Source organism: Spirosoma terrae (assembly GCF_010435915.1).
In the GTDB taxonomy this organism is placed as follows: domain Bacteria; phylum Bacteroidota; class Bacteroidia; order Cytophagales; family Spirosomataceae; genus Spirosoma; species Spirosoma terrae.
The window spans coordinates 62,843-84,412 of record NZ_JAAFZH010000015.1 but is presented as its reverse complement, the minus strand read 5'-3'; the positions used below and the strand labels follow the sequence as shown (position 1 = coordinate 84,412).

At 47.5% G+C, this 21,570-nt stretch carries 18 protein-coding genes; 12 read left to right on the top strand and 6 right to left on the bottom strand.

Annotation, left to right across the window (positions count from 1 at the left end; translation table 11 throughout):
* Window positions 1-63: 63 nt before the first annotated feature.
* The gene (locus tag GK108_RS24745; protein WP_163954260.1) at window positions 64-1,098 is read right to left on the bottom strand and encodes an MBL fold metallo-hydrolase; all 1,035 of its coding nucleotides are present in this window, start codon (window positions 1,096-1,098) and stop codon (window positions 64-66) included.
* 5 nt (window positions 1,099-1,103) lie between these two features.
* Complete coding sequence (locus GK108_RS24740; protein ID WP_163954259.1) at window positions 1,104-1,586, bottom strand: methylated-DNA--[protein]-cysteine S-methyltransferase; 483 nt, start codon at window positions 1,584-1,586, stop codon at window positions 1,104-1,106.
* A gap of 73 nt (window positions 1,587-1,659) precedes the next feature.
* Between GK108_RS24740 and GK108_RS24735 the strand changes: the two genes are divergently transcribed.
* The gene (locus GK108_RS24735) at window positions 1,660-3,156 is read left to right on the top strand and encodes a glycine--tRNA ligase (protein ID WP_163954258.1); all 1,497 of its coding nucleotides are present in this window, start codon (window positions 1,660-1,662) and stop codon (window positions 3,154-3,156) included.
* 117 nt (window positions 3,157-3,273) lie between these two features.
* On the opposite strand, the gene GK108_RS24730 is transcribed toward GK108_RS24735, so the two are convergent.
* Both GK108_RS24730 and GK108_RS24725 read right to left on the bottom strand, forming a co-directional pair.
* Entirely contained in the window at window positions 3,274-3,672 is a 399-nt protein-coding gene (locus GK108_RS24730; protein ID WP_163954257.1) for a LytR/AlgR family response regulator transcription factor, read from the bottom strand.
* A gap of 227 nt (window positions 3,673-3,899) precedes the next feature.
* Window positions 3,900-7,823, bottom strand: coding sequence for a hybrid sensor histidine kinase/response regulator transcription factor (locus GK108_RS24725; RefSeq protein ID WP_246225163.1), 3,924 nt, complete (start codon window positions 7,821-7,823; stop codon window positions 3,900-3,902).
* A gap of 166 nt (window positions 7,824-7,989) precedes the next feature.
* Between GK108_RS24725 and GK108_RS24720 the strand changes: the two genes are divergently transcribed.
* The 7 genes from GK108_RS24720 (at window position 7,990) to GK108_RS24690 (ending at window position 14,719) form a co-directional block, all read left to right on the top strand.
* Entirely contained in the window at window positions 7,990-8,427 is a 438-nt protein-coding gene (locus GK108_RS24720) for an SRPBCC family protein (protein ID WP_163954256.1), read from the top strand.
* 203 nt (window positions 8,428-8,630) lie between these two features.
* Window positions 8,631-9,875, top strand: a complete 1,245-nt coding sequence (locus tag GK108_RS24715; protein ID WP_163954255.1) for a dicarboxylate/amino acid:cation symporter — start codon at window positions 8,631-8,633, stop codon at window positions 9,873-9,875.
* A 107-nt stretch (window positions 9,876-9,982) separates the two neighbouring features.
* A complete protein-coding gene (locus tag GK108_RS24710) occupies window positions 9,983-10,420 on the top strand; it encodes a chromate transporter (protein WP_163954253.1) in 438 nt (145 codons plus the stop codon).
* A 166-nt stretch (window positions 10,421-10,586) separates the two neighbouring features.
* A complete protein-coding gene (locus tag GK108_RS24705; protein WP_163954251.1) occupies window positions 10,587-11,498 on the top strand; it encodes an ABC transporter ATP-binding protein in 912 nt (303 codons plus the stop codon).
* An 80-nt stretch (window positions 11,499-11,578) separates the two neighbouring features.
* Window positions 11,579-12,901 (top strand): ABC transporter permease, encoded by a 1,323-nt coding sequence (locus tag GK108_RS24700; RefSeq protein ID WP_163954249.1) that lies wholly within the window; start codon window positions 11,579-11,581, stop codon window positions 12,899-12,901.
* 96 nt (window positions 12,902-12,997) lie between these two features.
* Entirely contained in the window at window positions 12,998-13,633 is a 636-nt protein-coding gene (locus GK108_RS24695) for an ABC transporter ATP-binding protein (RefSeq protein WP_163954247.1), read from the top strand.
* Between the two features lie 6 nt (window positions 13,634-13,639).
* Entirely contained in the window at window positions 13,640-14,719 is a 1,080-nt protein-coding gene (locus GK108_RS24690; RefSeq protein WP_163954245.1) for a hypothetical protein, read from the top strand.
* 26 nt (window positions 14,720-14,745) lie between these two features.
* Here the strand turns inward: GK108_RS24690 and GK108_RS24685 are convergent, their stop codons facing one another.
* Window positions 14,746-15,726: a Gfo/Idh/MocA family protein gene (locus tag GK108_RS24685; protein WP_163954243.1), complete on the bottom strand. Its 981-nt coding sequence runs from the start codon at window positions 15,724-15,726 to the stop codon at window positions 14,746-14,748.
* 187 nt (window positions 15,727-15,913) lie between these two features.
* Here GK108_RS24685 and GK108_RS24680 point away from each other — a divergent pair, with 187 nt between their 5' ends.
* Complete coding sequence (locus tag GK108_RS24680; protein ID WP_163954241.1) at window positions 15,914-17,695, top strand: PQQ-dependent sugar dehydrogenase; 1,782 nt, start codon at window positions 15,914-15,916, stop codon at window positions 17,693-17,695.
* Window positions 17,696-17,761: 66 nt separating this feature from the next.
* Here the strand turns inward: GK108_RS24680 and GK108_RS24675 are convergent, their stop codons facing one another.
* Window positions 17,762-19,078, bottom strand: a complete 1,317-nt coding sequence (locus GK108_RS24675) for an aminotransferase class V-fold PLP-dependent enzyme (protein ID WP_163954239.1) — start codon at window positions 19,076-19,078, stop codon at window positions 17,762-17,764.
* Between the two features lie 236 nt (window positions 19,079-19,314).
* Between GK108_RS24675 and GK108_RS24670 the strand changes: the two genes are divergently transcribed.
* The 3 genes from GK108_RS24670 to GK108_RS24660 all read left to right on the top strand — a co-directional run bounded on the left by GK108_RS24670 (window position 19,315) and on the right by GK108_RS24660 (window position 21,496).
* Complete coding sequence (locus GK108_RS24670; protein WP_163954237.1) at window positions 19,315-20,166, top strand: sigma-70 family RNA polymerase sigma factor; 852 nt, start codon at window positions 19,315-19,317, stop codon at window positions 20,164-20,166.
* 75 nt (window positions 20,167-20,241) lie between these two features.
* Complete coding sequence (locus tag GK108_RS24665; RefSeq protein WP_163954235.1) at window positions 20,242-20,682, top strand: hypothetical protein; 441 nt, start codon at window positions 20,242-20,244, stop codon at window positions 20,680-20,682.
* A gap of 13 nt (window positions 20,683-20,695) precedes the next feature.
* Window positions 20,696-21,496, top strand: a complete 801-nt coding sequence (locus GK108_RS24660; RefSeq protein WP_163954233.1) for an SDR family oxidoreductase — start codon at window positions 20,696-20,698, stop codon at window positions 21,494-21,496.
* Window positions 21,497-21,570: the final 74 nt, after the last annotated feature.

The window sequence follows — 21,570 nt, the reverse complement described above, 5'->3', positions numbered from 1 at the left end:
AGATCGTAAGGGTTAACTCGACAAAAATTAGATTGGGCTTCGATTCCTAAAAACAAACGTACACTATTTAAAGATCATTGCCTTACCTTCTTCCGGTGCAATAAATCTATTTTCTGGCAGATTCTGTTGCTTTAGTGCTTTTCTAAGATCGTCGGCGGGTTCGGTCAGACCATCGTCTCCTTGCTGAAATGTTCCGAAATGAATACCGACAGCTTGCGTAGGATTTAAATCCAGAAAGGCTTGCACAGCGCCAGCGGGCGAAACGTGTACAGGCGCCATAAACCATTCGGGACGATACGAGCCAATGGGTAACAACGCTAGCTTTATGGCACCTGTAGAACTCGTATCGGCCTGTTGAGCGATACGTTTAAAATGGGGGCCGTAGCCACTGTCACCACAGAAATAAATTGTCCCGTATGGCGTATGCAGCAAATAGCCACACCACAGAGTTTTATTCCGGTCAAATAAGCCACGATTACTAGTATGCTGCGCTTGTGTACAGGTGACCTGCAATCGTTCGTTGACACGTAGCGTATCGTTCCAGTCCAACTCGCGGTCTATACGGCCGCCAACTGATTTGGGTAGAGGAGAAACACCAAGTGGGGTTATGAAAAGAGGATTATGTGATTTAACCAGCTTTTTTAGGGTTGGTAGGTCCAGGTGATCGTAATGGTTATGGCTAAGCAGCACCACATCGATAGGAGGCAGTTCCTCGAAGCGTATGCCAGGTGGGCGTTTCCGCTTAACATTAAGTACTGGCATGCCCACATAGCCAGACCAGACTGGATCGGTCAAAATATTTAGGCCGTTCGTCTGAATCAAAAACGTAGAATGGTTGACGAAAGTTAAGACCACGCTATCACCTTCGACGCGAGTGGCTGGCCTGGGGCCAATAAACGGGTTGGTTTGGGCTGGCCAGGGGCCTTTGTCCCGATGAAGCAACCATTTTAGTACTCCGCCCGACGTTCGTTCGGGCATACCAGGGTTGAAAAATTTTTTGCCGTCAAAATGATCAGTTTTGGGGCCTTTATAGCGTGGCGCGCATGAAGAGAGAATCAGCAAATAGCAGCTGGCAATAAGAAAAGATAGTTTGGTCATGGATACTAAAACAAAGATAACTGCCCGGACTCTCCGCGTTCATGGTCAAGAAGCCATTTTTTGCGCCAGAGACCACCAGCATAGCCTGTTAACGAACCATCCGAACCAATTATTCGATGACAGGGTACTACTATCCATAGCGGATTTTTACCGTTGGCAGCCGCTACCGCCCGAATTGCCTTCTCGTCGCCGATACGTCGCGTCAGAGTCAGGTAAGACTGACTGGTACCATAGGGCACTTCCAGCAGAGCCTGCCAGACGCGTTGCTGAAAAGGCGTTCCCTGCGGATTGATCGGAAAATCAAAGGTTTGACGAGTTCGGGCAAAGTATTCCTTTAGCTGGATTACAGCCTGATCAACGGGGGCAGCTACAGAATCGGATACTGGCTCATTGGTAGAAACATCAATACAGGAAATGGAAGAAACGCCCGCTTCATCGCCCCTGATGCGAACGTAACCAAGTGGCGATTCAAAAACTGTTGTTGTCATCTTGATAGCGAAAGTTAGCCAATTTCGGGGATTTTCGGTCTAACTCCTATCTTTGCGGTCTTAGTAACTGATTATGACAGAGCAGAAAGTGTCCCCGGCAACCTCTTTACAAGACATAATTGCCCATGCCAAAGAATATGGCTTCGTTTTTCCGTCTTCTGAAATTTACGATGGGCTACAGGCTGTGTATGATTACGGCCAGAATGGCGTAGAGCTTAAAAATAACCTCAAAACGCTGTGGTGGAAAGCAATGACCCAACTCCACGACAACGTAGTAGGCATCGACGCATCGATCTTTATGCATCCCCTAACCTGGAAAGCATCAGGGCACGTCGATTCGTTTAATGATCCCATGATCGATAACCGTGATTCGAAAAAACGGTATCGGGCCGACCAACTTATCGAGCTGAAAGCCGAGGAGTATGAAAAAGCGGGTGATGCTGACCGTGGGAAGGCTCTTCGCAATGAATTAGGCCGATTGCAAAGTGCCGACGATATGGAGGGACTGCGTAATCTGATCATCGCGGAGGGTATTAAAGATCCAATTTCGGGTACTGACAACTGGACCGAAGTCCGTCAGTTTAACCTGATGTTTTCAACGCAGGTCGGGTCGGTAGCCGAAGATGCCAGTCTGATCTATCTACGTCCGGAAACGGCGCAGGGTATTTTTGTCAACTTCCTGAACGTACAGAAAACCGGTCGGATGAAAATTCCGTTTGGAATCGCTCAGATTGGTAAGGCATTCCGAAACGAGATCGTGGCCCGGCAGTTTACGTTTCGGATGCGGGAGTTCGAGCAGATGGAAATGCAGTTTTTTGTACGCCCTGGCACCGAAATGGAGTGGTATGAGCGTTGGCGCGATACCCGCATGACGTTCCATCAGGCGTTGGGTCTTCCTGCCGAAAAACTCAAATTCCATATTCACGAAAAGCTGGCTCACTACGCGAATGCTGCGGTAGATATCGAGTATGAGTTTCCGTTTGGTTTCCGCGAAATGGAAGGTATTCACTCCCGTACCGATTTCGATCTGAAATCGCATCAGGAGTTGAGCCGGAAAAAGCAGCAGTATTTCGATAATGAAGTCGATGCGGCTACGGGTAAGCCTTATGGCAACTATATTCCATACGTAGTGGAAACGTCGGTTGGTGCTGACCGTTTGTTCCTCGCTACGTTCTGTAATGCCTTCACCAAAGAGATTGTGGGTGAAGGCGATGACCAGAAAGAGCGGACCTATCTGAAACTTCATCCAGCACTGGCTCCTGTAAAAGCAGCTGTATTCCCGCTGGTACGCAAAGATGGTTTGCCAGAAAAAGCGGAAGCCATTGTCAAAAGCCTACGCTCTGAGTTCCGGGTTGTTTACGAAGAACGGGATGCGATTGGGAAGCGGTATACACGGCAGGATTTGATTGGTACACCGTTCTGTATTGCCGTAGACTATCAAACCCTTGAAGACGATACGGTTACGATACGGTACCGCGATACGACCGAACAGATTCGAGTTCCAATCAGTGAGTTAAAAGCCCGGATTGGCCAGGAGGTCTCGATGGAACGGGTTCTGGAGAAAATGTAAGGTGAGCACATAAACAGAAATGCCCTCCAGCAAGCTTGTTGGAGGGCATTTCTGTTTGGTAGTGGTTTTAAGTAAATAGGTGTAATCAGAAGCAGAAAACCGCTGAAACTATATGGATTAATTGAGGTGTGGGATACTATTCATTAGTTGTCTGCGGACACTGGTCCAGCGCCGTCGTGATACGGGCAGGACATCGCCGGTTGACAGATGGACCAGGCCCCCTGTTTCGGTACGTTCCAGCCGTTCAACGTAGCGTCGGTTAACAACGCAGTTCCGATGAAGTCGGATGAACCATTCCATAGGCAGCTTAGGCATGTAATATTTCAACGTACGTGGCATTAACATCCGGCGGCCATCCATCCAGTTTAGCCAGCTGTAGTTAGCTACGGCTTGCATATAGACCAAATCTGAAACTGGGAATGATTGACGGCCAGTTTCCCGCAGATATAATTTCAGAGGAGGCCATTCAATGGGTGCCGTTCGGGACGATGCTACGACTGAAGATACGTAAGTCATGAGCGTTCTGGTTTAAGTAGTTGGGCCAGTATTGGCCTAGGGTGAAAAGAAGTTCGTTTGCAATGATACTAAGGATGTTTTCGATCGGCTTATTCATTCGTAACAAGTCCTATAAAATTTGTAACATCAATGATAAACGATTGACTTTTAGGATATACCGCTCAATAAAGAAAGGCCCGGATACGTATCCGGGCCTTTCTTTATTGAGCGGTAGGTAAACGATTTCGCTAGTTGTGATTAGCTTTCTGACGTTGCTGTTCAACATATTCAGAAGGCGTTACACCATGCTGTTCTTTGAATACTTTTGAGAAATAGGCGGGCGTATCAAAACCAACAGCATAGGCTACATCAGAGATTGGAATGTTGGTCAGCAGCATTTCACTGGCTTTGTTGAGCCGAACGGCTCGGATCAGTTCGTTGGGAGACAGCCCGGTCAGTGCTTTTATCTTCCGGTTGAGATGCATTCGACTCATGTTAACGGCCGCTGCCAGCGGTTCTACCCCAAAGGACGTATCGCCCAGTCGGGCATTTAATACGGCATAGACTTTGTTCATAAACTCGTCGCCCGGCATTAAACTGACGGTTGGAACATGGCCTTCGCTGAGTAACTGGGTTCGAAAATGCTGACTGAACCGACGTTGTTGTTCGAGCCGGTTTTTGACTCGCCACCGAAGTTCGTCAATCTGAAAAGGTTTTGCCAGATAATCGTCAGCTCCAGCTGATAGCCCTTCCACCCGGCTCTCAATTGACGATTTAGCGGTTAATAATAGAATAGGGATGTGATTGGTAACCGGGTTACTTTTTAATTGCCTACATAATTCATAGCCGTCCAGCTCGGGCATCAGTACGTCGCTGATGACCATATCGGGGCCATCGGCTAGAGCGGCTTCCAAACCTTCTTTGCCATTACTGGCTCGCTGAATCTGCCAGTCGCTCCGCAAAATATCGGTTACGAATTCGGCTATGTCGTCATTGTCTTCTACGAGTAGCAGGTGAGGCAATTCTGTTACGTCAGCAGTATCGGCCGATTGGGGAGAACGTAACGTTGATACCAATGGCTCCCGTTTCTCTGGAGAAAACTGGGCGGGTTGGCAGGGGATTTCAACGGTGAATGTAGACCCTTTGCCTGGGATACTTTCGACCTGAACCGTTCCCTGCATTACGTCGACGAGTTCTTTTACTAACGCGAGGCCAATGCCTGATCCTGCCGTTTGTTTATTTAACTGATTAACCTGATAAAAGCGATTGAAAATCAAAGGGAGTTTATGATTGGGTATCCCAACGCCAGTATCTTTTACGATTAAACGTAACAAGGACGTAGTGCTTGATGATTGATTGTTGGTTGAGAACGTAAAAAAATCAACGTCGATCACTCCATGCTCGTCGGTGAATTTCAGCGCATTGGCCAGCAGGTTATTCAGGATTTTTTCCAGCTTATCGGCGTCAAACCAGTAATAGCGTTCAGCAAATTGATTATGTACTCTTAGTTTAATCTTCTTTCGCTGAGCCTCTATGTCGAACGTACTGGTAATACGTTCCAGAAACTCAATCAGATCGCCCTGAGTGGGAGTAAATGTTAAACTTCCCGTTTCAAGTTTCGCCAGATCAAGCAGTTCATTGATCAGTCGGAGCAATTGGCTGGCATTACGATACACCAGCGCCAGACGGTGATGCTGTTGCGGGTTTTTAATATCGCCCAATAGTTGCTCCAAAGGAGTAAGGATCAGCGTTAACGGTGTTCTGAACTCATGGGTTATATTGGCAAAAAAGCGCGATTTGATTTCGTCCAGGTTTTTAAGTTGAGCCGATTCTTTTTCCTGGAGTTCCATTCGGCTTTGCAGACGAATTCGGTTAATTCTAACCCGTACAAACAGGTATATGGCTCCTGCTAACAGTAATGCATAGCCTGTATAAGCCCACCAGGTAGCCCAGGGAGCGGGTTTAATAACTACCCGGATCTGATGGGTGTGTGGACTCCAGATGCCTGATGTATTTGATGCGTTTACAACGAACGTATAGGTTCCGGGAGGGAGATTGGTATACGTAGCAGTTGCCTGATTACCATTGTAAATCCAGTCGTGGTCGAGCCCCGTTAGTTTGTATCGGAACAGATTTTTACTGCTATGATTAAACTGAAGAGCAGCAAAATCGAACGATAGAAAGTTCTGCTGGTAACTGAGAACGATTTCTTTGGTTTCGTTGATACCCTTCAATAGGGGAGAATCCTGGTCTGTTACGTTAACGGGTTGATTATTGATACGGAGGCCAGTTATGGCAACCGAAGGCTTGAACGTATCGTCGAATACTTGTTTAGGGTTGAAAGCTGTGTAACCACTATAGCCACCGAAAATAACCCGGCCGTCAGGTAGTGAAATGTCGTGGAAGCGGTTGAACTCATTACTGGGCAAGCCGTCGTCGGCCGTATAACTTCGTACTTCAAACGTTCGGGTATCGAACCGGCAAAGCCCTCGGTTGGTGCTTAACCACAAATGCCCATTGGCATCAGGACGAATGCCGTAAATGACGTTGTTTGGTAAGCCGTTGCGAACGGTGAAACTACGAATTTTACCCGTGAGCTTATCGAGTCGGCACAGGCCATTACCATAAGTGCCGATCCACAGGAAATTATAGTGGGCCGGGTCCTGGGCCAGGCTTAGCAACGAATTGACGGGCAACGCGTCAGGACTGTCGGGGTTCGCTTTCCAGCGGATAAGGCGTTTGTCGGCAAGGTCGGCACGTAACAGGCCGTGGCTTTGCGTTGCCATATAGATACGACCGCCATCGACACTCATCGCCATGATTTCGTAAGGATGTTTGGCGGGTAGTGGTAAGGGGAAAGCCGTAAATGACTGATGGGCTTCATCAAAACGGACTACAGCACGAACGTCGGCTCCCACTAATCCCCATAATTCTCCTTCAGGGCCGGTCGTTAGGGTTGACAATCTGAAGGCACCGCCGGACAACCATTTGGGTTCAATGCCTATAGGTCTGATCGCTTCAAATTGCTTCAGATCCGTATTGTATCGATACAAAGGGGTTCGCAGGCCGCCGATCCAAAGTCTCTTTTGGCGGTCAAATTGGTAGCGGAGGTTCGATGGGTCCTGTTGGCGAACGTCTGGCGGGATTGATAAGATTGGTATGCCAAACTGCTGACTCATCCAGTCAATCTGGAAATTGATCGCGTACGGCCAATGATGGAACGGTCGTTTATTAAGGTTATATTTTACAATGCCATTACCGTTTGTACCGACCCAGAGTACATTCGACTGATCAATCAATATGGATATGAGTGATGGACGAATAAACTGAGGATTTATTGGCAGATAGGTTAGACCTGTCTGGTCGGTGTAGCGGTACAAGCCCACGTATTCGTTACCGTGTGCATCGCCGGTCAATAAAGGCGTATCCGGCGGTAGATTGGGAAGAGGAACTACCTGGCGGACGTTGCCACCGTTCGGGTTAAATAAGGCAATCTGTCCGGGAAATCCCAGCATTAACTCCCCGTTGGCTCGTTCACGAAGCGATCGAACATCGTTACGGGGTAACCCATTGGCTATGCGAAATGCGGTAAACTGCTGGGCTTTGGGATCGTATCGGTAGAGTCCATCGGAGGTGGCCAGCCAAAGGTTATCGTGTCTGTCAACCAATAATGCATCAATTCGATGCTGGACCGTATCATTTTTGATAGCCCAGTTTCGATGTCTAATTGTCCCTTTGGCCGTCAACTGAAAAAAACCATTCGTTGACGTAGCAACCCATACATTACCCTGATGGTCGGGGAAGATGGAGGTAAGCGTGTTCCGGTTGACAACCTGCCGAAAAGCGGGCGAATCCGAAACGCGCTGCGTTTGCTCGGTTACGGGATCAAAATAATCGACGTTATTATTTTCAGTACGTGTCCACAGAGAACCCTGGCTGTTTTCCCGTATTTCGTAAATACTGCTAAAGGAAAGAGAACGTGGATTATGCGGGTCGTGATGGAAGTTTTTAAAGCGGATACCATCATAGCGACAAAGCCCATCGCGCGTAGCTATCCAGATGAACCCACGACGGTCCTGAAGCATCGATTTAATAAATCCCTGCGGCAAACCATTCTCAACGGTTAGGAAGTCAGGGCCGGGTGTTTGAGCCCATACGAGTTGACTAAACAAAAACAGAGCGAGCGTAAGCCAGCAACGTTTACCTGAATTTTTGGTTGTTGAGTACAATAGGATGAGAGAATGCGCTAACTTGGCAAAGGTAGTCTGCTTTCCCATGCGTATACGCACCATAATCAAACGATAATCGTTATCTCTCACTTTCTGACCTGCTTCGTCTATGCACTTACTCCTTAAAACCCAGGTTAACCAATCAATCACTCAGGTCTGGAATGGGTTTGATAGGAATTTGTTTATTCGGCTTTCTCCGCCGTTTCCCCCCGTTAACCTGATTCGGTTTGATGGTTGTCTGGAAGGAGATGTTGTACATATTAAACTCAATTTCTTCGTAATGCAGCAGGATTGGATTAGCTTGATTGTCGATCAACAAACAACTGATAGTGAGATCTATTTTGTCGACCAGGGAACAACGCTGCCCTTCTTTCTGACGTCCTGGCATCATCGCCATCGACTGCTAATGAACCCCACAGGAGGAACGCTCATTGTTGATGACATTGTATTTCGAACGCCTTATAAACTGACAGATGTATTGCTCTATCCGTTTATGTGGTTGCTGTTCGTTTACCGCAAACCTATATATAGGCAACGATTTAGGTGAGTAGTCATTAACCAACTGATTCATTGGAATATGTGCATATTACAGCATACTATTCTTTTTTCCAAAAAAAAGTAGATTAATCGGTGGTTTTTAGGTGACAGGTGCTTCTGTTACTCATAGGAGTGGCTTTCTGGGCCGGTTCCTATTTTTACTAGTGCCGCAATTCTGTTACATTTGTCAATACGGCTACTTGACCTATTTGCATGAAACTACCCAATCTGACAACTCGTATTTTTCTGGGCATGGTGCTCGGTATCCTTATTGGTTATTTATTTCCGGATACCAGTACTGGCTTTTCAGGGTCCGATTTAAATATCCTTTCCAAGATTTTCTTACGCCTGATTAAAATGATTATCGGGCCGCTGGTATTTGCCACGCTCGTTGTCGGTATTGCTAAATTGGGTGATTTTGGTACCGTAGGACGTATTGGTCTTAAGACGTTAGCCTACTTTTACTTTGCTACCATTTTGTCGCTGGTAGTCGGATTGCTGGTTGTTAACATCATGAAACCCGGTGAGGTAATGAATTTGCCATTACCGGCTAAAGGAACCGACACAGGCGTTGAAGTACAGAAACTGACGTTCGAGAATTTTATTACCCACATTGTACCAACCAGCTTTATCGATGCGATGGCAACGAATGAAATACTTCAGATCGTTGTGTTCAGTATTTTCTTCGGAATAGCCGTTGGGTCGGTTGGCGAGCAGGGGAAAATTATCATCAAAGCACTCGATTCGCTGTCGCATATTATGTTCAAGGTAACCAGCTACGTTATGTCATTCGCTCCTTACGGCGTATTGGGGGCCATTGCGGCTGTGGTGGCTAAACAGGGCCTTGGCATTTTAACGGGTTATGTTTACCTGATTTTCTGCTTCTTCGGTGGATTATTGTTCTTTATTTTTGTCGTACTTGCCCTGATATGTCTGGTGGTCCGCATTCCCTATTTCGCTCTGTTGAAAGAAGTTCGGTCTGCCATAATTCTTTCGTTCAGTACCGCTAGTTCAGAGGCATCTTTCCCCCAGACAATCGAAGCACTACGTCGGTTTGGCTGTTCGGAACGTATTATTTCCTTCGTATTGCCATTGGGTTATTCCTTCAACCTCGACGGCTCTATGCTGTATATGACCTTCGCTACCGCTTTTATCGCTCAGGCATATCACGTTCCGCTTAGCATAGAACAGCAAATCACTATGATGCTGACGCTCATGATCACCTCTAAAGGTATTGCGGGGGTTCCGCGTGCGTCGTTGGTGGTAATTGCCGGAACAATGTCGCTGTTTGATTTGCCCATCGAAGGACTGGCGCTGTTGCTGGGAATCGATCAGATTCTGGATATGGGACGTAGCGCTACGTCGGTAGCCGGTAATGCCGTGGCAACTTGCGTAATTTCAAAGTGGGAGGGAGAGTTCAGGACTCAGCCCGTTGAATCCGAAGAAGTTACCGCTTAGTAAAGAGTTTACCATTCACACAGTTGTCGGGCCATAACGTTAAGGTCAGGTGTACTTTTAGTGAGCTTTTTCTACTCACTCATTTATACACTCTAATCTACGTTTTTATGGCTCAGCCTGCTGTGTTGGAAACCGAACTGGCTCCTTATTTTACCACCAAAGCTCCATTCCAGTTCCCGCTTAATTTTCGGGAAGGGTTTGTTAAATATTGGCCAATTGTATCGCTGGTATTACTGATCCTGGCCTTACCTGCAATTCTGGCTTTTTTAGGGCTCGGTGTTTTTTTTCTTCCGGTTTCATTTATCGGTGGCGTAGGTACTGGTATTGGTTATACGGTCGGTATGATCCTGTCGGTTATTGGCCTGGTGCTGGGGGCACTGGCCCTACCGGGGTTGTTTAACCGGAAACGGTCGGGGTGGGTATTTAGCTATTATGCAGAACTAATTAGTGTGCTGACCAGCATTCTGTCATTTAGTATTCTGGGAACGTTACTGGCTTTACTATTCCTGATGTTACTGTTTCAGGTTCGGGAATACTATCGGTGACTAATCGATTAAGAATACAAAAAGAGCCATAGCCAGAAACTATGGCTCTTTTTTTTGCCGTCTGTCTGTATAATCGACTATTCATCCGTAAATTCTTTGGCTATCTGTAACAAATAGCTGTAGTTTGTGTCCATTGATAAATACCTCCGGTTTTTACCTAGACTGCATGAATATTCTTGAAACCCATCACATTGTTAAACAGTACGCAGAACACCGCGCTTTAGATGATGTCAGTTTAACTGTTCCCAAAGGATGCATTTTTGGGTTGCTCGGACCCAATGGAGCCGGAAAAACATCGCTGATACGTATTGTCAATCAAATTACTGCCCCCGATTCGGGGGACGTACTGCTAGGTGGAGAACGACTGAAGCCCGATCATATTAAACGTATTGGCTACCTGCCCGAAGAGCGTGGTCTGTACAAAAAAATGAAAGTTGGCGAGCAGTTGCTGTACCTGGCTCAATTAAAAGGCCTCACGGAAAGAGAGGCCATGGAAAAGCTGAAAATCTGGTTCCTGAAATTCGATATCAAAACCTGGTGGAATAAGCACATCGAAGATTTGTCGAAGGGAATGCAGCAAAAAGTTCAGTTTGTGGCCACAGTGATGCATGAGCCGGATCTTATTATTCTGGATGAACCTTTCTCTGGTTTTGATCCGATTAATGCCAATCTGATTAAAGACGAGATTCTGGAACTTCGCGAAAAGGGGAAAACGATTATTTTCTCGACCCACCGCATGGAGTCCGTCGAAGAGCTTTGCGATTACATCGCCCTGATTAATCGATCCCATAAAATTCTTGATGGCCCTAAGCGCGCTATCAAAGAACAGTTTAAAACCAATACGTACCATGTCGAATACCAGGGCGATCTGGGCGAACTGCCTCCGGCTTTTATCGTTCAGAAAACGCTGGCTACCGACGACGGTTTTTTACGGACCGATATTCAGATTCCATCCGACGCATCGGTCAATGATCTGATCCGCCGATTGCTCGATCGGGTAACTATCCGGTCGTTTGGGGAGAATATTCCTAGTATGAACGAGATTTTCATTAAAGCCGTCGGCAGTATTAATGATTGAGAAAGGTCGAATGCTGACCTTGACACGCATCCATTCAATTATTGGTTCACTAATCATTCTGCCCCTCAATCATTACGTTTATGCATACAATTTTCCTGATCATCAAACGCGAATATCTGACGCGCGTTCGTAAGAAGTCCTTTCTGGTGATGACCATTCTTGGACCTCTCCTGATTTTTGGTTTTTATGCCATTATTGGCTGGGCCGCCGTCAGTTCCATCAATCAAAAGAAAGTGGAAGTGGTGGACGAGAGCGCACGCTTTGTCGATAAATTCAAGGACGATTCTGAAACGAAGTTTACGTTCTCGAAAAAGCCGCTTTCTACTGCCAAAAAAGATTTTGTCAAGGAAGGGTACGATGCGCTGGTTTTTATCCCCAAAAACGTGATTGAAGAGCCTAAGACGGTTCAGATTTTCGCGGAGAAGAGCGTGAGCTTGACCCTGCAGCATAACATTGAACAGGCCATCTCAAAAGAAATTGAAACCATCAAGCTCAGTCAGGCTGGTATCACACAGAAGATCATTCAGGATGCCAAGGTGAACGTCGACGCGCAGACGATTAACCTGAGCGATGGTAGTGAAAAAAGCAGCAATGCCATCGCCATGACTGTAATAGGTTATTTCTGCGCGTTCATGATTTACATTTCAGTGTTTATTTATGGCACGCAGGTAATGCGTGGCGTTATGGAAGAAAAGACGAGCCGCATTGTTGAAGTAATCATCTCGTCGGTAAAGCCGTTTCAGTTGATGTTAGGGAAGATTATGGGAGTTGCCCTGGTTGGCTTAACCCAGTTTATGCTCTGGATTTTGCTCACTTTGGGCCTCTTTACGGTAGGGGGAGCGATAATTGGTGATAAGGCAGAGCGTGGGCGTGAGGCTATGCAGACAAACAGTGCCATGGCGCAGAATGCCCCCGAATTGCAGGATGAAAAAGTGAAAAATAATGCCATTGCGAGTGTTATGCAGGCCGTAGAAACGCTCAATATTCCGCTGATTGTTGGTTGCTTCCTATTCTATTTTCTAGGCGGCTATTTGCTCTATAGTGCGCTTTTCGGAGCTGTTGGTGCGGCCGTCGATAATGAGACAGAAACGCAGCAATTCATGTTCCCGATTACGCTTCCGATTATTGGTGCCATAGCGGTAGCTCAGTTTGTTATTAAAGATCCCGATGGGGCACTGGCCTTCTGGACATCAATTATTCCCTTTACGTCGCCGGTTGTCATGATGGTCCGGATTCCGTTTGGTGTGCCCGTCTGGGAATTGATTCTGTCGATGGTGTTGCTAGTGCTGGGTTTTATGGGTACTACGTGGCTCGCAGCCCGGATCTATCGCGTCGGTATTCTGATGTACGGCAAGAAAGTTACGTACAAAGAACTTTCTAAATGGATATTCTATAAAGCGTAGTGTTTCCGACAGGTTTACCAGGATGTACAGGATTGAGCAAACTAAAGAAATCCTGTACAGCCTGGTAAACCTGCCAAAAAATAAAAAAGGCTTACCTTGCTCACCGTCACCAATCTTGTTAAAGCCTATGCCGGACGTACCGTGCTGGCCGTTCCTTCGCTGGTATTAAGCACAGGTTTTCACTATTTCCGGGGCGGCAATGGTTCGGGCAAAACGACTTTTTTTCGTACTGTAGCCGGGCTTTTACCATTTTCGGGAGCGATTCTGCTCGATGATCAATTCGATATCAACCGCGATCCGGTCCCGTATCGATTACGGGTCAACTATGCCGAAGCCGAACCCCTCTATCCGAACTTTCTGACGGCCCGCGATCTGGCAGAATTTGTCGGACAGGCGAAACAGGCTTCGTCCGATCAAATTCATCAATTAGCAGACCTGTTGGGCGTTCAAAAATTCTGGACGCAGACCACTGGTACCTATTCGAGCGGAATGCTCAAAAAACTGTCGCTTTTACTGGCTCTGCTGGGAAGACCCCGGCTTGTGTTACTGGATGAACCATTAACAACGCTCGACGTAGCAACGGCGGCCAGTTTGTTCGCGTATTTACGACAGTTGAACGCGACTGAAGGTGTTTCCTTTCTGTTGACCTCGCATCAGGATATTGCCCTTACTGGATTACCCATGACGAGCACCTGGCAAGTTGGCGATGGCGTAATCGTACCTGCTGACTGAACGGCCATGCTGACGTTTCTCTATAAACTCATCGTTGGGCCGTTTTATGCCAGAAATGCCGGAACGTTTCTAGTTATTATTTTGCTGGCGTTCGGTTTTCTGAGCGCTCGTGAACATAAAGCATTAATTACCGCTGCCCTGGGGTCACCGTTTCTGTTAATGCTCGTATTTGTTTTGTGGGGATTGTATACCCTTAAAACCATTGCCTATGTCAGGCAGGAGTTAGCGGCCCCGGAGCATTTGTTTCTACAAACGTTCTGGCTGGTGCCGACTACGAAACGCTGGGTATTGTGGGTGGCTGCCCAACTGGCTTTGCTTGCTCCTATAATCGCTTATGGCGGATGGATGATTCAGATTGCCGCCACGTATCGAAAATGGGATTCGCTGGGAGCTATTGCTAGTTGGTTGTTCGTGCTCGTAGGAGTCGGTGTAACGGCGGTCGATTATCGTCTACGACATCCAAATCCCGAAGGTTTACGACTGCCTGGTGTTACGCTCCGGCTTCCCTACGTAGTATTCTTTCCAATACACTGGCTTCGCTATGAACCACTCTCGCTGGTACTGACGAAAGTGTTTTCAGGTTTGTTACTGGCAGGTGTCTGTCGCTTATACCCAACCGATGATTATGATGCGCGGCTGCTGTTGATTGGCCTTCTGCTGGCTATTCTGGGGCATTCGCAGGTAGGTCGACAGCTTAGCGAATTTGAGCATCGATATTTGCTTCTATTGCCGAATTTACCGCTGTCGTGGAGGCAGCGTTTTGGTCGATACGTTGTCATCTATGGCTTGATCTGGCTACCCGAATTGTTGATTTTGCTACGTAACTGCCCAACTAACGTATCAATTTACTATGTTGTCTGGCTCTGGTTAACGGGCTGGGGATGGTTGTTGCTGATGCACAGCCTGGCCTATGGACGTAGCATTATCGCTGATCGTTGGCTATCGGGGATCTTTGTCGCTTTTATTGGCGGCTTACTGCTGATTATGTTTGGATTGCCGATTGGCGCGTGGTTTAGTATTGGGTGGTTGACGGCAGCCGCTTACTGGTTTGTTGGGCAGCGCAGTTTGCGAGTCACCGAAAAATAATGATTGGCTTAACAGGCACAGGGCGTCTAACTAGCCGTGATCTGATCCAGAATCCGGCTGGTTCGTGCCCCCGTTTCACCCGTACTTGGGCTTTTGTCACCACCGCATAGTTCATCGACAATACGTTGGATCAGCGGTTGTTGCACATGCTCCGGAAACGGAATCGTGAAGTCTTCCACGACGGTTTCGGTTTCCAGTTTTATGTGGAATTTTTCAAAGAAGGCGAAGGTGATTTTGCCTTTGGAACCAATTAGCTGCGTTTCATCAAGGCGCTGTTCTTTGTTGACCGTAAAGCACCAGTTTCCGGTTCCCAGCACTCCCGACTCAAACTCGAAGTTGGCGACGACAATATCATCAGCCTGGTAGAGTCCGGCCTGATTACGGGCAATTCCGCTGGCCGCTTTGATAGGGCCGAGGATAAATTCCAGAAAATCGAACTGGTGCGAAGCCAGGTCGTGAAAATGGCCACCTCCTGAAACGTCCGGCGAAACGCGCCAGCCTGGTTGAGCCTGATCGCCAAGCTCATTTGCCTGTGGATCCTTGTTCAACTGAATATGGACGTAGCGAATATCGCCAATAACCTGTTGGTCTACCAATTCCTTTATTTTCAGGAAGTAAGGTAGTGCACGTCGATAGAAGGCTACAAACAGAGGAACGCCGGTTTCCTGGCTAACCCGATTCATGGCTTCACATTCCGCATAAGTCAGGGCCATTGGCTTTTCGACGTACACAGGCTTGCCTGCACGCATGGCTCGTATCGCATAGTCAGCATGGCTATCGGGTGGAGTGGCTACGTAGATCGCGTTTATGTCAGGATCATTGATAAGAGCCTCTGCATCAACGTACCATTTTTGGACATGATGCCGCTGGGCATAATCGGCCGCCTTTTCGGCATCTCTCCGCATAACGGCAACCAGCTGTGATTTCTCGATTTTAGCAAACGCTGGCCCGCTTTTCACTTCCGTTACGTCTCCGCAACCAATAATACCCCAGTTTACTTGTTCCATAGAAAGCACACGTTGGCTTTTCAGATAAAAGGGAACTGCTTCCCCAACTTTACTCGTAGGGAATGGCATTGACAGCTACTAAATGTCGGCACAAAACACGATTATTCGGAGAGGAATAGTTAGTTTCTTGCCGATCAGTCTTTTATGGTAAACGTATCCTTCTGTTACGGGTACCCCGGTTTTTACAATGGCAACAAATAGGTTCTTTTTTCGTCAAAATCCACAACGTATCATTTTGCAGAAACAGCTACACATTCCGCTGGCAATTCTATTAGGCCTGTTTTTAACTGGGAGTCGAGAGTTGGCACTCGCACAGGCTCCGAAAAAAGATTACTTGACTGATGCAGCGGCTCTGGCCAAAGGAAAGCAATTGTTCCTGCAAAACTGTTCGGCTTGCCATAATTTCTCGCAACGAGGAATTGGCCCAAATCTCGGAACCGTTACGGCCAACGTGTCGAGTCAATGGTTGAAGACGTTTGTGCGAAATGCACCGGACGTAATTGCCCGTGGCGATAAACGGGCCAAGCAGCTTTTTGACGAATATAAACAAGCCATGCCATCGTTTCAGCATCTGGCAAACGCTGATCTGGACGCCATATTGGCCTATGTTCATTCGCAACATAAAGAGCCAAAGGCGGATGTTGGCAACGAAAAGCTAGGACCACCGCTGTCCAATCCTGTGCCTTCCGGTGTTGCGGCTTCAGGGCTGGCGATTAATCTGGAAGAAGTCATGACGGCGCCAGCCACGGCGCAGAAAATCCCATTAGCACGTATCAATAAAATGCAGGTAATGCCGGGCCAGAGTAATCGGGTGTTTTTGCAGGATATGCGCGGTACGTTGTATGAAATGATCGGTAAGACGCTACGTGTTTATATGTCGATACCAGCAGAGCGACCCAATTTTATTAACGAACCCGGCCATGCTACCGGTTTGGGTAGCTATGCCTTTCATCCCGATTTTCTGCAAAACGGATTGCTTTATACGACTCACACCGAGAAGACAAACTCTGCTCCCGCCGATTTCGCGTATGCCGATTCAATCCGGGTTGGACTACAGTGGGTGTTAACGGAGTGGAAGCAGACCGATCCAGCAGCGCCAACGTTTTCGGGCAAAGGCCGCGAATTGCTACGTGTCAATATGGTCACGAACATACACGGCGTTCAGGAAATAACGTTCAATCCGCTTGCCAGGCCAGGGACGCCCGATTATGGTATGTTATATATTGGCGTTGGCGACGGAGGCTCTACTGAAAACAAGGCATATTTCCTTTGCAAAGATCCTAATCGGGTATGGGGTAAAGTGCTACGTATCGATCCTAAAGGGTCGAATAGCAAAAATGGGCATTACGGTATTCCAGCCGACAATCCGTATGCACAGTCAACGGACCCCGCTACATTGAAGGAGGTTTTTTGCCGTGGCTTCCGGAATCCGAATCGTATTGCCTGGACTCCCGATGGAACCATGCTGATCTCTGATATTGGGCAAACGCAGTCGGAAGAGTTGAATGTAGGTATGGCGGGCGCTGATTATGGATGGCCTGAACGGGAAGGAACGTTTGTGATCAACCACCGGGGCCTTATGGATCGGGTATATGCGTTGCCTGCCAATGATTCGGAGTCGCATTATACGTATCCGGCCGTGCAATACGATCATGACGAAGGCAATGCTATTTCAGCGGGTTTTGTCTATATCGGCAGTGAGGCACCGGCGCTACGTGGAAAATATATCTTTGGCGATATCGTGAATGGCCGAGTCTATTGCGTGGAAAGCAATCAGTTGAAGGCAGGAAAGCAGGCGACTATGCAGGAGCTTAGTATTCGGGTGGGAGGGCAGCCTACTACGTTTCAGAAACTGACTAACCATGCCAAAACTGATCTCCGGTTTGGGGTAGGTTTAAACGGAGAGTTCTATCTGTATACCAAAACAGATGGGAAAATATATAAGCTGGCCGGATGTTCGCCGGAATAGCTGTTTTCTGACAGGATTGACAGGATTCTCTTTACGCTATAAAATCCTGTCAATCCTGTCAGAAAACTAACTTTTTTTCTGTTTGCTGGCGACGGCTTGTTTCTCTGAGATTGCCGTAATAGCGGTTACAAGCCGGTCCAGATCTTTAGGCGTGTGATACACGTGCGGTGTGACGCGAACACCGTGGAAATGTTCCCATTCAACCGCCGTGGTGTGAATTTTATACTTATTGAGCAACTGTCCGTCTACCTCGCTCGATTTCAGGCCATCGATAGAAAATAGGGCAACAGCGCCCGCAAATTCAGGTTTGAGCGATGTGTGAATCTTTACGCCGGGTAAATCTTTGACCCGCTCCATCCAGTAATTTTTGAGGTAGTGCGCACGGGCAAACTTACGGGCTGTTCCAATGCTATTATGGAAATCAATGGCCGTTCCAATCGCCATTTCCGAGGCAAATGAGCGGGTTCCCAGGCTCTCGAATTTACGAATATCGGGTCCGTCGGGTTCATTGTTCGAGAGGAGCGCCCACACGTTTTTAATTTTCGGCTGACGGATATACAACATTCCACTACCAAACGGAGCACTTAGCCATTTGTGCAGGCTGGTTGCGTAATAATCGGCACCCAGATCAGGAATTTTGAAATCGAATAAGGCAAACGAGTGCGCTCCATCGGCAATCACTTCAATGCCGCGTTTGTGGGCTTCGTCGGCGATTTTACGAACGGGCAATACCTGACCTACCCAGTTGACCAGATGCGTAACATGCACCACTTTGGTTTTGGGCGTAAATGCTTTGATGTATTGCTGCGCAATGGCATCGTCGTTCTCGCTGGGTAAGTCTAAGTCTAAGAAAACCAGTTTGATACCATCCCGCTTTTCGCGCTGTTTCCAGGCGTTGAGCATGTTGGGATAATCCTGTTTGGTCAGGACAACTTCATCGCCTGCTTTCAGATTCAAGCCGAAAATGACTGTATTTAACCCTTCGGTTGCATTGCGGTTAATGGCAATTTCTTCGGCGGAGCATCCCGCCAGATCAGCCAACTTTTCCCGTAATGATTCGCGGCCCTGATCCAGAATTCGCCACATGTAGTAGGACGGCGCTTCGTTACAATATTGATAGAACCGAATATGCGCATCCTGAACCACCTTCGGTTGCGGACAAACGCCACCATTGTTCAGATTCAGTAAATTGGGCGATACGGTATATTCTGATTTTACCCACGACCAGAAATCTTCATCCTGCGCCCATTCGGCAGCTGATTTTAAGCCCATATCCGTCGATGGAATGGATTTGGCAAAGGTTTCGGGTAAAAACGAGGGCAATGTCAGCGCACCCGTTGCAGCAGCCGCCGTTTGGCGAAAGAAGTTTCTGCGAGTAGACATGATAGAGCTTATAGGCGTGAGGATGAACGATATATGGTAAATCTACGGGATTTCTGTTATAAACCAATTTGATACGAGATAGAGCGCTGTACTGTCTGTTGTAAAATTCGGCAAAAGGGTGTTCAAGCCTAATTTAAATTGGTTTTTGTTAGCAGGCATGATCTGGTAAACAGCCGAATGCAATGGCTTTGGGTGCCAGAAATTCTTACTATTACAGTGCCAACACGTATCGTTCTATGATAACCAATCAGGCTGCCACTACGTATCGTCCAACCTTGCTAGCCATTGCCTATCGAATGACTGGTGAGTTAATGGCGAGTGAAGATATCGTACAGGACGTATTACTCCGGTTTATGAACAATACGCCCGAAAATATCCAGGATCGTAAGGCGTATCTGGCCAAGAGTGTCATGAATGCGTCGCTTACGTATCTGGACCGCGTAAAACGGGAACGGGAGGTGTATAAGGGCATTTGGTTGCCCGAACCCGTAATGGCTGAAAGTCACCGGGCAATGGATGCCAGGCTGGATATTTCCTACGGGTTTATGCTGTTGCTCGAAAAACTATCGCCGATGGAGCGCGCCATTTTTGTCTTAAAAGAAAGCTTTGAGTTCTCCTATCCCGAATTAGCCAAACTGTTTGAGACAACCGAAGCCAACGGACGGCAACTGTATCACCGGGCCAAAGAGAAAATGGCCGGAACAAATCGGCGCTACGTATCGGACAGCCAGCGTAAGCAAGAATTGCTACGTGCTTTTGTGGATGCCAGCGAAACAGGCGATGTTGAGAGTCTGATTCAGCAATTGAAAACCGACGTAGCGCTTTATACTGACGGTGGCGGTAAAGTGGCTGCGGCCATTAAACCGTTGTTCGGGTTGGCCACCGTCGAGCAGTTCCTGCGAGGGCTTGCTAGTAAATTTGGCCATCTGTTTATCAGCAAATGGAGCGTGGTCAACGGCGAACCCGCTTTGTTGCTTATTCAGAAAGAGGATAATAGGCTCGATACAATCATGATACTAGAGAGCGATGAAACAGGAATTGAGCGGATTTTCGCCATTCGCAATCCCGATAAATTAAAGCACCTGTAGAAAAAGTTGGCAGAGCCTGTCACAAAACGGGGAGGAGGTTTGTCTTGCATGAAATTTTAACCAATTCTCATGTCAATGCAACCCATACAACCCCGCTGGATACAGGCTATTCTGCTCTATTTAATCATCTCAAATGCCATTCCTGGCTGCTGGGCGTTGTTTATGCCCGAAAGTTTTTACACTTCATTTCCCGGATTTGGTAGAACCTGGGTATCGGTTGATGGTCCTTACAACGAACATCTGATCAGGGATGTTGGCGCGTTTTTTCTGGCCGTCACTACGTTATGTTGCCTGACTCTGATCGTTCCCCGGCTGGTTACTGCTCAGGCAACAGCTAGTTGTCTGCTCGTTTTCAATATTCCCCATTTACTATACCACCTACGCCATCTGCATATGTTGCCCTGGATCGATCAGGTAGGTAACGTAGTGGCGTTGTCGCTGGCAGTGCTGCTACCGATTCTGCTGATGATTTATTCGGCTAGTGTTCAGAAGTCCCGACAATCTGTACTTTTTTAACGCAACATCAGTCATGAATAAGATTTTAGTCGTTGGCGGTTCGGGTGTATTAGGATCGTCGGTAGTTGCTACGTTGCAACAAGAACAGGCTGATTTCCTATCGGGAAGTCGCAAGCCAATAAAAAACGATTCGTATAGCGTCGTTAGTCAATCGACCAATACGCCCTGGCAACGGATTGATCTGGCAACAGGCGAAGGGTTACGTCAGGCGCTGGAGGGTGTTGACACAGTTTTCCATTTAGCCAGTGCGCCAACTAAAATTGGTAATGAACCCTTTGACGTAGTTGCTACCCGGAATTTGTTGAATGCGCTCAACCAATCGGATGTCAAACACTTGATTTATAGTTCGATTGTTGGCGTCGATACCATTCAATACAGCTATTACCGGGCAAAGCGGTCGGCAGAACGCTTGATTCAGGCGAGTCAGATTCCGTACACCATTCTTCGGGCTACGCAGTTTCATAATCTGCTGGATTTTGCCATTGGGAAATTACTGAGTCTTCCTATTGGGTTCATACCCAGACAACTGAAAGTTCAGCCTATCCATGTGGATACCGTCACCGCCGAACTCTATCGATTGGTGCAGGCAGGCCCGCAACAAACAATCATCAATCTGGGAGGGCCGAAGGTGTACGACGTTGGAACGATGACGCAGCTCTGGATGAAAGCCCGGAACGTATCGAAACCTGTCATTCCAATTCCAACGGTTGGTAGCCTGATGAAAAGTCTGGCTAAAGGAGAGAACACTTGCCCCAACAAAAAAGCCATCGACTCAGCGGACTGGGAAGAATACCTGCGGGAAACCTATGGATAAAGGCTATGCTGGCCTCAGCAGTTATCCTCCCTAAACGCTGCCTGCCAAAGCTGATTCGTTACAAACGAAAGAAT

Excerpts from the sequence above, each read along its gene's own strand:
- GK108_RS24745 (WP_163954260.1), bottom strand. The coding sequence starts at position 1,098 with ATGACCAAACTATCTTTTCTTATTGCCAGCTGCTATTTGCTGATTCTC.
- GK108_RS24740 (WP_163954259.1), bottom strand. The coding sequence starts at position 1,586 with ATGACAACAACAGTTTTTGAATCGCCACTTGGTTACGTTCGCATCAGG.
- GK108_RS24735 (WP_163954258.1), top strand. The coding sequence starts at position 1,660 with ATGACAGAGCAGAAAGTGTCCCCGGCAACCTCTTTACAAGACATAATT.
- GK108_RS24730 (WP_163954257.1), bottom strand. The coding sequence starts at position 3,672 with ATGACTTACGTATCTTCAGTCGTAGCATCGTCCCGAACGGCACCCATT.
- GK108_RS24720 (WP_163954256.1), top strand. The coding sequence starts at position 7,990 with ATGCACTTACTCCTTAAAACCCAGGTTAACCAATCAATCACTCAGGTC.
- GK108_RS24715 (WP_163954255.1), top strand. The coding sequence starts at position 8,631 with ATGAAACTACCCAATCTGACAACTCGTATTTTTCTGGGCATGGTGCTC.
- GK108_RS24710 (WP_163954253.1), top strand. The coding sequence starts at position 9,983 with ATGGCTCAGCCTGCTGTGTTGGAAACCGAACTGGCTCCTTATTTTACC.
- GK108_RS24705 (WP_163954251.1), top strand. The coding sequence starts at position 10,587 with ATGAATATTCTTGAAACCCATCACATTGTTAAACAGTACGCAGAACAC.
- GK108_RS24700 (WP_163954249.1), top strand. The coding sequence starts at position 11,579 with ATGCATACAATTTTCCTGATCATCAAACGCGAATATCTGACGCGCGTT.
- GK108_RS24690 (WP_163954245.1), top strand. The coding sequence starts at position 13,640 with ATGCTGACGTTTCTCTATAAACTCATCGTTGGGCCGTTTTATGCCAGA.
- GK108_RS24685 (WP_163954243.1), bottom strand. The coding sequence starts at position 15,726 with ATGGAACAAGTAAACTGGGGTATTATTGGTTGCGGAGACGTAACGGAA.
- GK108_RS24680 (WP_163954241.1), top strand. The coding sequence starts at position 15,914 with ATGGCAACAAATAGGTTCTTTTTTCGTCAAAATCCACAACGTATCATT.
- GK108_RS24675 (WP_163954239.1), bottom strand. The coding sequence starts at position 19,078 with ATGTCTACTCGCAGAAACTTCTTTCGCCAAACGGCGGCTGCTGCAACG.
- GK108_RS24670 (WP_163954237.1), top strand. The coding sequence starts at position 19,315 with ATGATAACCAATCAGGCTGCCACTACGTATCGTCCAACCTTGCTAGCC.
- GK108_RS24665 (WP_163954235.1), top strand. The coding sequence starts at position 20,242 with ATGCAACCCATACAACCCCGCTGGATACAGGCTATTCTGCTCTATTTA.
- GK108_RS24660 (WP_163954233.1), top strand. The coding sequence starts at position 20,696 with ATGAATAAGATTTTAGTCGTTGGCGGTTCGGGTGTATTAGGATCGTCG.